This is a genomic window from Ensifer sp. (assembly GCF_031989085.1).
Lineage (GTDB): Bacteria > Pseudomonadota > Alphaproteobacteria > Rhizobiales > Rhizobiaceae > Ensifer.
The window spans coordinates 49496-62326 of the sequence record NZ_DALZXU010000007.1; the positions used below are offsets into that span (position 1 = coordinate 49496).

Sequence of the window (12831 nt, forward strand, 5' to 3'; positions counted from 1 at the left end):
GCGACACACTCAGCCTTTTCGCCACGGGGTCGAAGTCGGACGATAGGTTCGCCGATAGCGCACGTGACGCATGTAGATCTTGCGCATGAGGGGATCAGCTTTTGCCATGCGCCTAAAGACGCCGATGGTAAGGATCCAGAGGGCGAAGCCGATCAGTGCCGAGTAGATGGTCAGGACGACGAAGACCAGGATGACAGTTGCCAGCCCCGCGGCGAGAACGAGCTCGCGATCGGCACCCAGCAACAGGTTCGGGCGAGAGAGGGCACGATGGATACGGTGTCGTTCAAGGTGTGCGAACGCCTCAGGCATCGGATCCTCCGGGTGATTTGAGGTGAAAGACCAAGGCAAGGTCGTCGATCGACGAACCGGTCGCGCCGAACAGCTGGACGATTTGCGTCGCACCGAGCAGGAGGCCGGCGACGAGTACGATGTAGAAGAGCCGCCTCGCAAAATCGTTGAGCTCGCCGCCGAAGATCAGCATACCGCCGGCCACGGCGACCGCGGCAAGAGCGATGAACCCGGCAACGGGGCCGGTAATCGATTGCTGGATTTGCTCAAGCGGGCCCTCCCATGGAAGGCCGCCGCCCGAACCGGCGAGCGCTGGTTCCCAGCCGGAGAAAATCAGGAGCGTCGCAAGAGCCACCGCTACTGAACGCTTTTTATGCCGCATCTCGTTCCCCTTCCTGGTAAGTGTCCAGCCGATAGGCCGTCCCGTCGTGTCCAACGACGCGCATTGGATCTCCGAGCCGACGACCAGTCGCCGTGCGTTCAATCGAAACGACGAGATCGATGGCTTCGGCGATGACGTCCTGCATCGGTTGCCGGCTTGTCTCCGCGGTGAGCTGCTCAAGTCTGCGAAGTGCCGAACGCGCGGAATTGGCATGCACCGTCGCGATTCCTCCCGGATGTCCGGTGTTCCATGCCTTGAGGAGCGATAGAGCCGCCGCGTCTCGTACTTCGCCGACTATGATGCGGTCCGGTCGCAATCTGAGTGTGCTTTTCAGCAAGCGCGACATGTCAACGTCGTCGCTGGTGCGCAGCGAAAGGACGTTGTGCGAGCCGCAACGGATCTCGACGGTATCTTCAAGGATGATGAGGCGATCATCGGGCGCGACCGTTGCAATCTCCAAGATGAGCGCATTTGCCAGCGTCGTTTTGCCGGAGCCGGTCCCACCCGAGACGAGGATATTCAGGCGATCGGCAACAGCGCGTGTCAGAAGGCGAGCCTGTCTTGCAGTCATGAAACCGTCGACCACATATTGCTCGATGGGAATGAGGCGCGAAGCGCGTTTGCGTATGGAAAAGGACGGAGCGGCAACGATGGGCGGTATCAACCCCTCAAACCGGTGCCCGCTGATCGGCAACTCAGCCGACACGACTGGCCTGTGTTCGTCGACCGCCGTACCGGTCGCATGGGCGATGCTGCCGATTGCAATCTCGGCAGCCGAGGCAGCCATTTCTCCGAGACGCGCGATCGGATGACCGAGGCGCTCGACGTAGAGATTGCCATCTGCATTGAGCATGATCTCGACCACGTTTGGGTCATCGAGCGCCGCCCGAATGGCCGGGCCAAGGGCGTCCTCGAGCTTGCGGACGAGCCGGGGCAGCGAGCGGCTATGTGTCATGAAGACACCGTTTGGCCGGGCAGCGAAAAACGGCTGAGATCCGAAATGTATCCGGGCGGTTTGACCCGTCTGAAGATGTCCCGGTCTACGGCGAGAATGCCGGCTAGTGCCTTGCCAGCGCCTATTGTCTGCGCTGATCCCAGCCGACGAAGCGTCCATCCCGCACGCGCAAGGATACGCTCGATGGCAAGGTCAGTCACGGTGACAACTTCGGTATGTCCGCGCGAAAGGCACCATTCGAGGATGCCGGCAAACATCAAGCGGGTAACATGATGAAGTCCGCTACGGCCCTTTCGTTGGATGGTGGTGTCGACGCAGAAGCGCGAGCTCTCGACCATTTGAGCGTGCGGAAAAAATTGCGGGTCCTCGATGAGTTGCGGGAACACCGACGAAAGCATCGTCTTGCCGGTTGCCGGAAGAAGGCGCGCGCAGCCGACAACCTCATCATTTCCGTTGGCGGCCAGAATGTAGACAGCATCAAGGTTGTCGAAAAGATCGCGTTCATGACCGTCCGGGGCAAGAACTGTCCAGCCCAAACGCTCACCGAAAACCTTCGCGCGCAGCGCAAACATTCCATCGAGGAGTGACCTGGCGTCACTCGAACTGCCATTCTCAATGGCAATGATCATCATTTGTGGGTCTCCTGCGTTCATTGCAGGAGAAGTGCTACGACTGAGGGGGCCGTTGCGAGGGACAGAAATGCTCCCGAGATTTCGCTACGTGGTTTCTAGGGGGCTTAGAACCATTCCTGACCAGACAGATGTCCGGCTTCCACAGTCTACCGGTCCATCGGCGCCATTGCGATGCCGCCGGCCGCGACTGATGCATGAGTGTTGATTCGGGCGATGGGCCGCGATTTTCAGTGGACCGCCGACCCGCTGACCTCGGTGCGATGAGCAAAAGTGTGCATTAATTCATATCGGAGGCCCCGTCGGATTCTTTGAAAAAGAACGCAATATCAGGGCGTAGACCGGTGTTCTTGGCTGAGACCCCGCGTTGGGCGTTAAGGCTTTGTTAACCCTATATTTCTGGACGGTGCAGGAGAATCGTGTTCTATCTCTTGGCGGGCAACAGTCGGCAAACCGGCTTTAAGCCGCCAAGAGGGAAAAATGGCGATAGCGATACGCGCAGAAACTGACGTTCAACTCAAGGAAGACGCTGCCGAGAAGATCTTGCGGCATGCCAGTCTCTTGTCGAGTCAGCTGCAGCAGCTACGTACCCGTATGTACCCGCCGACAGCTGAAAAGACCTTGAGATCGTTTCTCACGAACGAAGTTTCGAAGCTGACATCCATACCAGATTCGACACTGAAGCTGATGTCGTCCGAGGGACGCGGGCCGACGCCGAGCCGCCTTGAGAACAATCACCGCGTCTACACGCTCGCACAAATCAACGAGCTTCGGGAGTTGTTCGCCAAGCAGAAACCTGCCGATGCCCTGCGCTTTCTTCCTCGCCGGCGCCCGGGCGAACACTTGCAAGTTCTCGCGATTGCGAACTTCAAGGGCGGAAGCGCCAAGACGACGACCTGTGTTCATCTTGCGCACCATCTCGCCTTGCAAGGCTATCGCGTTCTCGCACTTGATCTCGATCCACAGGCATCGCTCTCGGCGATGTTCGGCGCGCAGCCGGAAATTGACGTGGGTGCCAACGAAACGATCTATGCAGCGCTTCGCTACGATGAAGCTGAACGGCGACCGATCCGAGACATCATTCGCAAGACCTATTTCGATGGTGTCGATCTCGTTCCCGGCAACCTCGAAGTCATGGAGTACGAGCACGAGACCCCTCGCGTCCTGGCCAACAAGTCGAGCTCCGGTGCGATCTTCTTCGAGCGCTTGAAGCTTGCATTGGCGGAGGTCGAACAAGACTACGACATCGTCATTCTCGATACACCGCCGTCCCTTGGCTTCCTAACGCTCAGCGCGATTTACGCTGCAACAAGCATGGTCATAACCGTTCACCCCGCCATGTTGGACGTGGCTTCCATGAGCCAGTTCCTCCTGATGATGGGTGATCTGATCAGCGTCTTGAATGAAAGCGGCGCTCAACTCGATCAGGACTTCATTCGGTATCTCGTGACGCGGCATGACCCTAACGATGCCCCTCAGTCGCAAGTCGTTGCTATGTTGCGGCATATGTTTGGAACAGATGTCCTTCTGCCGACCGCTATCGAAAGCACGGCCGTTGAGGCGGCGGGCTTGGCGAAGCGTTCGATCTACGAGCTCGAAATGGGCCAGATTGGGCGTGATACCCATAAACGTGCGCGTGAAGCGGTCGATGCTGTCAATGAAGCGATCATCCGTCTTATCAACGATAGCTGGGGGCGGCCATGAGCAAGTCTTCTCGCAAGTCACTTGTCGCGAGCTTCGGTTTGCTCTCTCAAGAACTGGAGAACAAGCTCGCAGACGAAACGCAACCTGCGCTTCGTGCCCCCTCGCCCCGTGTCGGCGCGGGCGTCGTCGGTGCAGCACATCGCGCCATCGATGACATTAGGGCAGAGCGCGACCGATTAAAGGCGATCGTCGAGTCGGGTGGGGGCGCGATCCTTGATCTTGATCCCGCGTTCGTCGATCCTTCACCCTATCCGGACCGGCTGGAGGATGATGACGCTACGGATTTTGAAGCATTCAAGCGTTCGATCGATTCCGAGGGTCAAAAGGTACCTATTCAAGTCCGCCGTCATCCGTCGTCGGCTGGGCGCCATCAAATTGTATATGGTCACCGTCGCTGGCGTGCTGCCAAGGAGCTCGGCAGGGCCGTTCGCGCGCTCGAGGTGGAGATCTCGGATCTGGATCTCGTGGTCGCCCAAGGCATTGAAAATGCCAGCCGGCAGGATTTGACTTGGATTGAACGCGCGCTGTTCGCATCGCGAATGGATGATGCTGGCGTCAAAGCGCGCAACATCTATGCGGCGCTATCGATTGAGGACGCAGAGCTCGCTCGGATGCGCAGCGTCTATAGGGTGGTCCCTCTAGATGTGATCGAGACGATTGGAAGGGCTCCGAAGGTCGGACGGCCGCGCTGGGTGGAGTTCGCAAAATACATCGCTGGCGATCCAGCATCTCTAGATGTGGTTCGCCACGCGCTCACCGATGCAGGCGACGGCGTCTCCGTGTCAGATCAACGCTTCCAGCAGGCGTTTGAAGCGATCAAGCCGCCGCCCCATTCGCGACGGGAGGAAAAAGAACTGACGGACGGTGCCGGCAAGAAACTCGGTGCTTGGAAGGTTTCGCCCAAAGAGCTTCGGATCTCCGCGGATGGCCCTCTCGGTCAGGACTTCGTGAAGTTCGTCGGCGAAGCGTTGCCGGGTCTCGTTGAACGCTTCTCTCGTGAGCGTGAAGGTTAGAAACCCAGACAGCTGTCAAAGGGTCGCATCGACAAGGGAATACGGAAGGAACACCGCAAAAGAAAAAGGCCCCCAAACGTTGCCGTCGTGGAAGCCTCTCTCATATCTGGACAATCTGAGAATCGCATTTCCACGAATCCCCGTCAAGAGTGATTGGCACCTAATTTGGTGAGCGGACTTCTTTTGCCTTTTGAGAGGTGAAGGAAATGCAGAGTGGAAGTGTGACGACGCCTTTTGGGCGGCGGCCGATGACGCTTGCCTTGGTCAAGAGGCAACTGACCATCGCTGAAATCAGCCCAGGCAAATCAGCAGAAAAGTGGAAGGTTTTTCGAGATGCCTCGGAAGCGAGGATATCTCTTGGCATTCAGGATCGAGCGCTCGCCGTTCTCGATGCTCTACTGACGTTCTATCCTCAACCCGAGTTGTCTCACGACCACTCTATGGTCGTTTTCCCATCCAATGCGCAGCTTTCCGTTCGCGCGCACGGGATTGCCGGAGCAACGCTTCGGCGTCAGCTAGCAGCGCTCGTTAATGCCGGCCTGATCAACCGAAAGGACAGCGCCAACGGCAAACGCTACGCTCGTAAGGACCGGGAGGGGGATATCGAGGAAGCCTACGGTTTTGATCTCTCGCCATTGCTTGCACGGGCCGAAGAGCTCGCTCTGATGGCGCAGCAGGTCGCTGCCGATCGTGCGCAGTTCCGCAGGGCCAAGGAAGCGCTCACAGTATGCCGGCGGGATGTTCGCAAGCTCATCTCGGCCGCGATGGAGGAGGATGTCTCTGGCGATTGGGTAGCGATCGAGGCGATGTATATCCAATTGGTCGCCCGCATTCCCCGCACGCCGACGATGAGTGCTCTTGCTGCGATCCTCGATGAAATGGAAATGCTTCGGATCGAGATCCTCAACCGCCTGGAAAAGCAGCTAGTTTCCGAAAATATGAGCAGCAATGCTGCTCCAGATGAGCGTCACATACAGAATTCAAATACCGAATCCATCAATGAACTTGAACCTAGCTCTCGAAATGAGCTGGGGGCGAGACCAGAGATCAAGCCGGGGCCGAAGCGCGAGCCGATCAAGGCGTTCCCCTTGGGCATGGTGTTGCAGGCCTGCCCTGAGATTGCGATGTACGGACCAGGCGGAGCTATTTCGAGCTGGCGCGAGCTTATGACTGCCGCCGTTGTGGTTCGATCGATGCTCGGGGTCAGTCCGAGCGCCTATCAGGACGCTTGCGAGGCGATGGGGCCAGAGAATGCGGCGGCGACGATGGCATGCATTTTGGAAAGAGCCGGCCATATCAATTCGGCGGGCGGCTATCTTCGAAACTTGACGGATAAGGCTCGACGAGGTGAGTTTTCTCTCGGGCCCATGCTCATGGCACTTCTCCGGGCATTGCCAGGGTCCTCTGCCCGTGCCTCTTAATGCGACCGATGACCAGCAACATATATGCCCACCCGAGTTTCCCCATGAACTCGGCCGACGAGTGGTTTTCCTCTGAATCGCGTTCCCGCTTAAGCGCCGTTGATGCATTTCCGGGAATGAATATTGCCGAAGCACTATCGCCCGTTGACCAGGAGTTTGATCAAGGAAGGCAACAGCCGGGATACAGGCATGACCAGAACATCAGAGCAAACAACGGTCGTTCGGAAGTCGCTGGCAAGAATGTTTGATACTTCCGTTTCGCGCGGAACGGTCGGTATCGTGTGCGATACCGACGTGGGAGATGTGTCGAGGATTTTCTGAGAGGCCGTCAGGGTATCACGTCGACGCCCGCAGAAGAATGGCGACATTCAGCCTCCCCTCCTTCCGACCGCCGTCGGATTGGTCGAACTTATTCGCCGGCTAAAATTGAGGATCTTTAACACTGAGCGGGCCCTTGGGCCCAAGGTCGCCTCTAGCCGGATTGGAAAGTTTGTGCGTGAACCACTCCAAAACCCTGACAGCTGTCAGGGTTTTGGCGGAAAAGAGAGAAGCGGCGGCAATCGAGTGCAACTTTCGTATTCGGGACGGTGTTTGGCTCGGCAAACACCCGTTTTGCAATGATAGAAGAAGACAAGTTTCGATCTATGGGGACTGCGAAAACCCTGACAGCTGTCAGGGTTTTATTTCGATCAGCCAACCAGCCAGCGTCACAATAAAGATCGCTACGGTTTGCTTGGCCTTGAGCTGGCCAGGACCTTGTTGATCTCCTGAGCCAGTTGATCCTGCGAATACGGCTTTCCTAGTCTAGCGACCTCAAGCTCCAGACCAGGTGGTAATTCTGAGTAACCGGACGCAATCAGAATCGGAAGATTAGGCGCGATAGCCCGGACGGCTTTCGCCAATTCTCCGCCTGTCATACCCGGCATCGAATAATCTGTAATGAGCAGGTCGAAGTCCCTACCCTCGCCGAAGAGTTTCAGCGCCTCGGCGCCGGAGTGAGCCTCGACGACATCGTGCCCTAGGTCCATCAGCATGTCGGCGGAGCTCATCGCGATCAGAAAGTCATCATCCACAAGCAGTATCCGTTTCGGTCCGGAGGGCTTGCCGGTGGCTGGCGGTGCGATGGTCGGAAACACCTGCTCTGCCACGACGGAATTTGATACCGGTATCCACAATTCGGCTGTCGTGCCCTGTCCGAGAGTGCTCGCCAGGTTGAGGTGACCTTTCAACTGAAGTGCCAGGCCGTGGATCATCGAGAGGCCGAGACCCGTACCCTTGCCAAGCTCTTTCGTGGAGAAGAATGGTTCGACTGCTTTCTTTAACGTCTCCTCACTCATTCCGTTGCCGTCATCTGTGACGGAAAGAACGACATATCCTCCGGGTGAGAGCTCAACTGTCGACGATGTCAGGTCGGTTTGCCGGAGTTCAATTTGAATGGTCCCACCTTCGGGCATGGCGTCGCGAGCGTTGACGGCAAGATTAAGCAGCGCCAGTTCAATCTGGTTGGCATCAGCAGACACAAGTGGAAGATTGTCAGGCGCGACAGTGCGAATGACGATCGTGGATCCGACCGAGCGCCTTAAAAGGTCTTCCATTCCAAGAACCAGCGCCCGCATATCCACGTCGTCGATACGAAGATCCTGCTTGCGAGAAAATGCCAGGAGCCGTTGGGTGAGGGAAGCGCCGCGTTGGGCGCCCTGTTGGGCTCCGTCGATCAATCTAAGCGCCTTGACGTCCTCGCCCACATACTTGCGTAGCAATTCGAGATTGCCGAGAACCGCCATGAGGAGGTTATTGAAATCATGGGCAACGCCGCCCGTTAGCTGGCCAATAGCGTCCATCTTCTGCGCGTGACGGAGTTGTTCTTCCGCGCGTTCCCGGTGATTTACCTCCGCCATCACAGCGGCATGCGCCTGTTCCAACTCGCGCGTGCGCTCCGCAACACGTTCCTCCAAAGTCTCGTTAAGTTGCCGCTGATACTCTTCTGCTTCTACACGCGATGTCACATCCGCTGAAACACCGACCAGTTTTGTCGCCTTGCCAAATCGGTCTTTGTAGAGCTGTGCACGGACTTCGGCCCAATGGGTAGAACCGTCCTTCCAGAACGTACGATACTCAATGGAATAGTCCGCCCCGGTCTCAATGGTCGCCTTGACCGCCGCTTGCATGCGTCCAAGATCGCTGGGATGGATAGTGGCGAGCAGATCGGTATATGTGAACCGTTCTTCCGGCGCGTGCCCGAAAATAGCGCGACAGGTGGCTGAGGTTGTCAGCTCGTTCGAGGCAAGGTCGAGTTCCCAAGCGCCGAGCCGGCCAGCACTAAGCGCGGTCTGTAGGCGACGTTCGCCCTCATCGAGAGCCTCGATCCGCGATCGCGCCTCATATTGTCGGCGGCGTCCCCGCATTGCCGACCGTGCCACGCTGATGAATGTCGTCGCGTGGAACGGGCGCTCAACGAAGCTGACATTGCCCAACACCTCAGACAATCTGGCGGCAGCCGGGTTGCGTTCTGGTCCCCCACCACGATTGGTCAGGATGATGAAGGGAAGGTCTGACCAGCTGGGTTGCGTCTCAATCCAGGCCGCAACGGCTCGCAGATCGGCAGACCGAAATGCTTCCTCGGTGAGGACAGCGAACGCGACCTCATCCCCCAGGCTTGCGACGAAAGACGAGAGATCCGACGTGATCTTCGATCTTATGCCCGCCTCTTGTAGGAGGGACGCTGCAATTTTTGAATCTCGGCCGACTGGAGCGTGGATCAGGCCGACTACGTCGCTGTTAGGAATGGTTGTCGCCCTCGTCTGCTATCGGGAGGAGGGGAGGGTGCTCTCCGACGAAATTGGGAACGCCGCGAAGCACGCCTTGAAAGCCGGAAAGCGGCTCGCCCAGTGTAAGACCGGCATTGGAGATCCGAAACTCGCGTATGGTATCCTCGTGCGGGCCGGTCCGCTTCTTAATGACCGATACCGCGCGCCGTACTTTGCCAAGCGCCTCGAAATAGCGCAGCAAAACAACGCTATCTGCCAGATACGTGACATCCACGGGCGACTTCATATCCCCGACAAGGCCGTGCTGGGCCACAGTGAGGAAGGTATTGGCGCCCTGCCGATTCAAGAATTGCAAAAGCTCATGCATGTGCAGGATGAGTGCATTTTCCTCCGGCATGGAAGCCTGATAGCCGTTGATGCTGTCGATTACGACCGTCTTGGCATCGAAGCTGGCAACGCGGCTTCGCACACGTTGTGCAAATTCGCCCGGGGACAACTCTGCCGCATCCAACTGCTCGATGTGAATGAACCCGTCGTCCTGCATTTTTTCGAGATCGATGCCCAAGGACTTGGTGCGCGCAAAAAGCAGCCCCAGCTCCTCGTCAAAGATGAAAATCGCGGCTCTTTCCCCGCGTTGTACTGCCGCAATCACGAATTGCAGAGCAAACAGACTTTTGCCGGTCCCGGCAGGGCCGATCAGCAGGGTGCTCGATCCTCGCTCAATGCCGCCACCCAAAAGGCCGTCGAACTCCGCCAAACCGCTAGAGAGCGTTGTCCGTTCGAATTGCGTTTTGTGCTCGATGGCCCGCAATCGGGGGAAAACAGCCACGCCGCCGGTCTTGATGATGAAGTCGTGGTAGCCGCCACGGAATGATTGGCCACGGTACTTGATGACCCTCAGTCGCCGCCGCTCCGATCCATAGTCGGGAGCGAGTTGCTCGAGGTGGACGACGCCATGAACGACACTGTGCACGGTCTTGTCGAGACTGTCGGACGTCATATCGTCGAGCAACAATACCGTTGCGTCAGATCGCGAGAAAAAGTGCTTCAGTGCCAGAATCTGGCGGCGATACCGAAGTGAACTCTGCGCAAGAAGCCGAATTTCAGATAGGCTGTCTATGACGACGCGCTGTGGTTTGATCCGCTCAAACGCCTCGAAAATGAGCTTGGTTGTTTCGCCCAGCTCCAGGTCGGACGAATAGAGCAGGCTTTGCTGTTGGTCGTCGTCAAGGAGGCTTTCTGGTGGAACGAGTTCAAAGATCTCAATCCTGGGATTGATCTCCATACCGTGGGATCTGGCGGCGTCTCGAAGCTCTGCATCGGTTTCGGAGAGGCTGATGTAAAGGCATCGCTCTCCTAGGGCGGCACCTTCGAGGAGAAACTGCAATGCGATGGTCGTCTTCCCGGTTCCCGGCGACCCTTCGAGCAAAAAGACGTGTCTGCGGGTGAAGCCACCGGAGAGTACATCGTCAAGACCTTCTACGCCCGTCTCCGCCTTTTCGCTCAAAACCTGATCCATACTTCCTCCGAAATTTCCCCTGTCACCTAGTGCATGCAGGTAGAGAAACAAGGCGGTGGTGGTAGCCTCAACGTTCAAAATCATCGCGCACGCCGGCGGAAGTTTGAGGTGATTGCGCGTGCGCCGATAAAATCCGCGCGCCCAGGAGGACCGCGTTCGACGTCCCGTGTGACAGGCGGTTAGACGACCAGCCGCGCGGCCCGACCGTGTCTGCGTTCCGCGTCGTTGTAATAGCGAGCAGCTTGCGTCACCGACTTGTGCAGCGATTGCTGCATTGCTTCGGGTAGGGGAATGCCGCGGTTGGCGGCTTCGGTCATGTAGCCGGAGCGCAATCCGTGCGCCGAGAACATTGTCGGATCGAGCCCAGCCTTCTTGCATCGGCTTTTCAAGATCAGGTTGACCGACTGCGGCGTGAGCGCTCGTCGATCAATGTTGCCCCATTGGTCGACACGCCGGAATACCGGTCCTTCGGCAATGCCAGCCACGTCAAGCCAGCTTTTCAATGCCGCCACTGGCCGGCCGATGAGGACAACATGCTCGTTGTCGTCATTCGTCGTCGTCTTCGTTCGGCCGAGGCGGATCGACATGCAGGGGAGGGGAGGGGAATCAGGATCGGCCGAATCTGCCCGCACGGGGTCCTCGTCCATCAGGTCCTCGACGCGCAACGCCGCGACTTCCGATCGGCGGCGGCCACCGGAAGCGAAAGCCGTCAGAAGCAGCGCGCGATCGCGCAGGTCGACCACGCGTTCGCCGGCGCAGACCTGCAGCAGCTTGGTCAGGACATCGGCGGTCACCGCCTTTTTGCTCTTTCGTTGACGCGGCCGACTGCTGGCACGGACGGCAAGTCGCAGCGCCGATTTGAGCGACGGACCATCGAAGGCTCCGGCTAGACCGCGCCAACGGGTGAGGATTGACCAGCTCGTCAGCCGCCGCCGTACGGTCTCGGGCGCATGAGGCCCGTCGGCACGCAGGAGGCGCAGGCCCCGCAGGCCGTCTTCAACCTCCGTCGGCATGCCATGGGATGGATCCTCTGCCCGCTTGATCGGGTCCCATAGGTGATGGGCAACAAACTTCAACAGGAGGGCCTCTGGTGCGGGCCAGGGTAGGGGAGTGCCCGCGGCGAGCTGGCACCAGGTCTCGAGATAGCCGAGGTCGGACGCCAGTGCCCTGAGCGTATTCTCGCCCATGCCTTCGCCAGCGAGATGCTTGAGCGTCGCGACGTCGTCATCGGTGAGAAGCGTGGCGAGTTGATCGCGTCGATCAAACGGCAGGATGGCGTCCAGGGCGTCGAGTTCTACGGCACGCCGTTGGACGGCATCGGAAGGTAGTTTTTTCGCCAATTTTGCGTCTCCGCCAACTGTAACGCAGCGCTTTTTTAGGCGATTTTCGACTCCCTGGCCATTACTATCAATACGTGATGCCCACCCTCGTTCTCGAGCCGTCAAGGGGCGAATTTGGAGACGCCGAATAGGGTCGCCGAAGAGGCTAACTGAAACCTCGCCCTTGGAACTGGTGCAGAGTTCCCTCCGAAATAGAGGTTCATGACCCTAACGGTCGCTTGCCCAAGGATCAGCTTTCTGGAATTAGGTTGGTGCGTGCCATGACGTTTTCGAGCCGGGCGAGATGCTTGTGCGGCGGCATCCGCCATGGGAGTGGAAAGCAGTCTGTAGAGAAAGCGATCCGCATAGGAGTTGTGATGGCCGTTTTCATTCGAGAGGCACATGCCGAGGACAGGGATACCCTCGGAGCACTTAAGCTGCGGTCTTCGCTGGCTTGGGGAGATCATGTTGAGGAGTTACAAGCACTTCCTGATGCGAGAGAGGTCCCGGTCGCTCATTTGCAGTATGCCATCGTCGCCGAACTTGAAGGGGAAATTGTGGGCTTCACAACGGTCCTTTCGGGTAAACGGGCTATGCAGGCCGAACTTGAGGACCTGTTTGTCGCGCCGGAGGTATGGCGAATGGGTGTAGGCAGAAAATTACTCACCGAAGCTGAGGGTCGTGCAATAGCGCTCGGGGCTCGTACGCTACGAGTCGTCGCTAGCGAACGAGCTCGTCCATTCTATGAAGCTTCAGGCTATCGGTTTGCTCGAACGATCGCGACGGATTTTTCGCCTGCGGTCGAACTGCATAAAGACCTGCGGTAAGATGCG

At 58.1% G+C, this 12831-nt stretch carries 12 protein-coding genes; 5 read left to right on the forward strand and 7 right to left on the reverse strand.

Annotated elements, in window-relative coordinates:
- Window positions 1–9: 9 nt before the first annotated feature.
- From RTP54_RS23760 to RTP54_RS23775, 4 genes are read right to left on the reverse strand one after another with little or no spacing between them, the layout of a single operon-like run.
- The gene (locus RTP54_RS23760; protein WP_112809721.1) at window positions 10–309 is read right to left on the reverse strand and encodes a conjugal transfer protein TrbD; all 300 of its coding nucleotides are present in this window, start codon (window positions 307–309) and stop codon (window positions 10–12) included.
- Entirely contained in the window at window positions 302–670 is a 369-nt protein-coding gene (locus tag RTP54_RS23765; RefSeq protein WP_112809720.1) for a TrbC/VirB2 family protein, read from the reverse strand. The genes RTP54_RS23760 and RTP54_RS23765 overlap by 8 nt, the downstream gene beginning before the upstream one ends.
- Window positions 660–1625, reverse strand: a complete 966-nt coding sequence (gene trbB / locus RTP54_RS23770; protein ID WP_312366036.1) for a P-type conjugative transfer ATPase TrbB — start codon at window positions 1623–1625, stop codon at window positions 660–662. Before trbB ends, RTP54_RS23765 begins: the two co-directional genes overlap by 11 nt.
- Window positions 1622–2257, reverse strand: coding sequence for an acyl-homoserine-lactone synthase (locus RTP54_RS23775; RefSeq protein WP_312366037.1), 636 nt, complete (start codon window positions 2255–2257; stop codon window positions 1622–1624). Before RTP54_RS23775 ends, trbB begins: the two co-directional genes overlap by 4 nt.
- 477 nt (window positions 2258–2734) lie before the next feature.
- Between RTP54_RS23775 and repA the strand changes: the two genes are divergently transcribed.
- The 4 genes from repA to RTP54_RS23795 all read left to right on the forward strand — a co-directional run bounded on the left by repA (window position 2735) and on the right by RTP54_RS23795 (window position 6640).
- Complete coding sequence (gene repA, locus RTP54_RS23780; protein ID WP_312366038.1) at window positions 2735–3958, forward strand: plasmid partitioning protein RepA; 1224 nt, start codon at window positions 2735–2737, stop codon at window positions 3956–3958.
- Window positions 3955–4971, forward strand: coding sequence for a plasmid partitioning protein RepB (gene repB, locus RTP54_RS23785; RefSeq protein WP_312366039.1), 1017 nt, complete (start codon window positions 3955–3957; stop codon window positions 4969–4971). Before repA ends, repB begins: the two co-directional genes overlap by 4 nt.
- A gap of 206 nt (window positions 4972–5177) precedes the next feature.
- Entirely contained in the window at window positions 5178–6392 is a 1215-nt protein-coding gene (repC, locus tag RTP54_RS23790) for a plasmid replication protein RepC (protein WP_312366040.1), read from the forward strand.
- A gap of 44 nt (window positions 6393–6436) precedes the next feature.
- The gene (locus tag RTP54_RS23795; protein WP_312366041.1) at window positions 6437–6640 is read left to right on the forward strand and encodes a hypothetical protein; all 204 of its coding nucleotides are present in this window, start codon (window positions 6437–6439) and stop codon (window positions 6638–6640) included.
- Between the two features lie 474 nt (window positions 6641–7114).
- Here RTP54_RS23795 and RTP54_RS23800 read toward each other — a convergent pair whose 3' ends face one another.
- From RTP54_RS23800 to RTP54_RS23810, 3 genes are all read right to left on the reverse strand, one after another.
- The gene (locus RTP54_RS23800) at window positions 7115–9178 is read right to left on the reverse strand and encodes an ATP-binding protein (RefSeq protein WP_312366223.1); all 2064 of its coding nucleotides are present in this window, start codon (window positions 9176–9178) and stop codon (window positions 7115–7117) included.
- Entirely contained in the window at window positions 9171–10679 is a 1509-nt protein-coding gene (locus tag RTP54_RS23805; protein ID WP_312366042.1) for an ATPase domain-containing protein, read from the reverse strand. Before RTP54_RS23805 ends, RTP54_RS23800 begins: the two co-directional genes overlap by 8 nt.
- Before the next feature lie 179 nt (window positions 10680–10858).
- A complete protein-coding gene (locus RTP54_RS23810; RefSeq protein WP_312366043.1) occupies window positions 10859–12019 on the reverse strand; it encodes a site-specific integrase in 1161 nt (386 codons plus the stop codon).
- Between the two features lie 356 nt (window positions 12020–12375).
- Here RTP54_RS23810 and RTP54_RS23815 point away from each other — a divergent pair, with 356 nt between their 5' ends.
- The gene (locus tag RTP54_RS23815; RefSeq protein WP_312366044.1) at window positions 12376–12825 is read left to right on the forward strand and encodes a GNAT family N-acetyltransferase; all 450 of its coding nucleotides are present in this window, start codon (window positions 12376–12378) and stop codon (window positions 12823–12825) included.
- Window positions 12826–12831 lie beyond the last annotated feature (6 nt).

Coding starts and splice junctions, on each gene's coding strand:
- RTP54_RS23765 (WP_112809720.1), bottom strand. CDS start 670: ATGCGGCATAAAAAGCGTTCAGTAGCGGTGGCTCTTGCGACGCTCCTG.
- trbB (WP_312366036.1), bottom strand. CDS start 1,625: ATGACACATAGCCGCTCGCTGCCCCGGCTCGTCCGCAAGCTCGAGGAC.
- RTP54_RS23760 (WP_112809721.1), bottom strand. CDS start 309: ATGCCTGAGGCGTTCGCACACCTTGAACGACACCGTATCCATCGTGCC.
- RTP54_RS23795 (WP_312366041.1), top strand. CDS start 6,437: ATGAACTCGGCCGACGAGTGGTTTTCCTCTGAATCGCGTTCCCGCTTA.
- RTP54_RS23775 (WP_312366037.1), bottom strand. CDS start 2,257: ATGATGATCATTGCCATTGAGAATGGCAGTTCGAGTGACGCCAGGTCA.
- repA (WP_312366038.1), top strand. CDS start 2,735: ATGGCGATAGCGATACGCGCAGAAACTGACGTTCAACTCAAGGAAGAC.
- RTP54_RS23805 (WP_312366042.1), bottom strand. CDS start 10,679: ATGGATCAGGTTTTGAGCGAAAAGGCGGAGACGGGCGTAGAAGGTCTT.
- repC (WP_312366040.1), top strand. CDS start 5,178: ATGCAGAGTGGAAGTGTGACGACGCCTTTTGGGCGGCGGCCGATGACG.
- RTP54_RS23815 (WP_312366044.1), top strand. CDS start 12,376: ATGGCCGTTTTCATTCGAGAGGCACATGCCGAGGACAGGGATACCCTC.
- repB (WP_312366039.1), top strand. CDS start 3,955: ATGAGCAAGTCTTCTCGCAAGTCACTTGTCGCGAGCTTCGGTTTGCTC.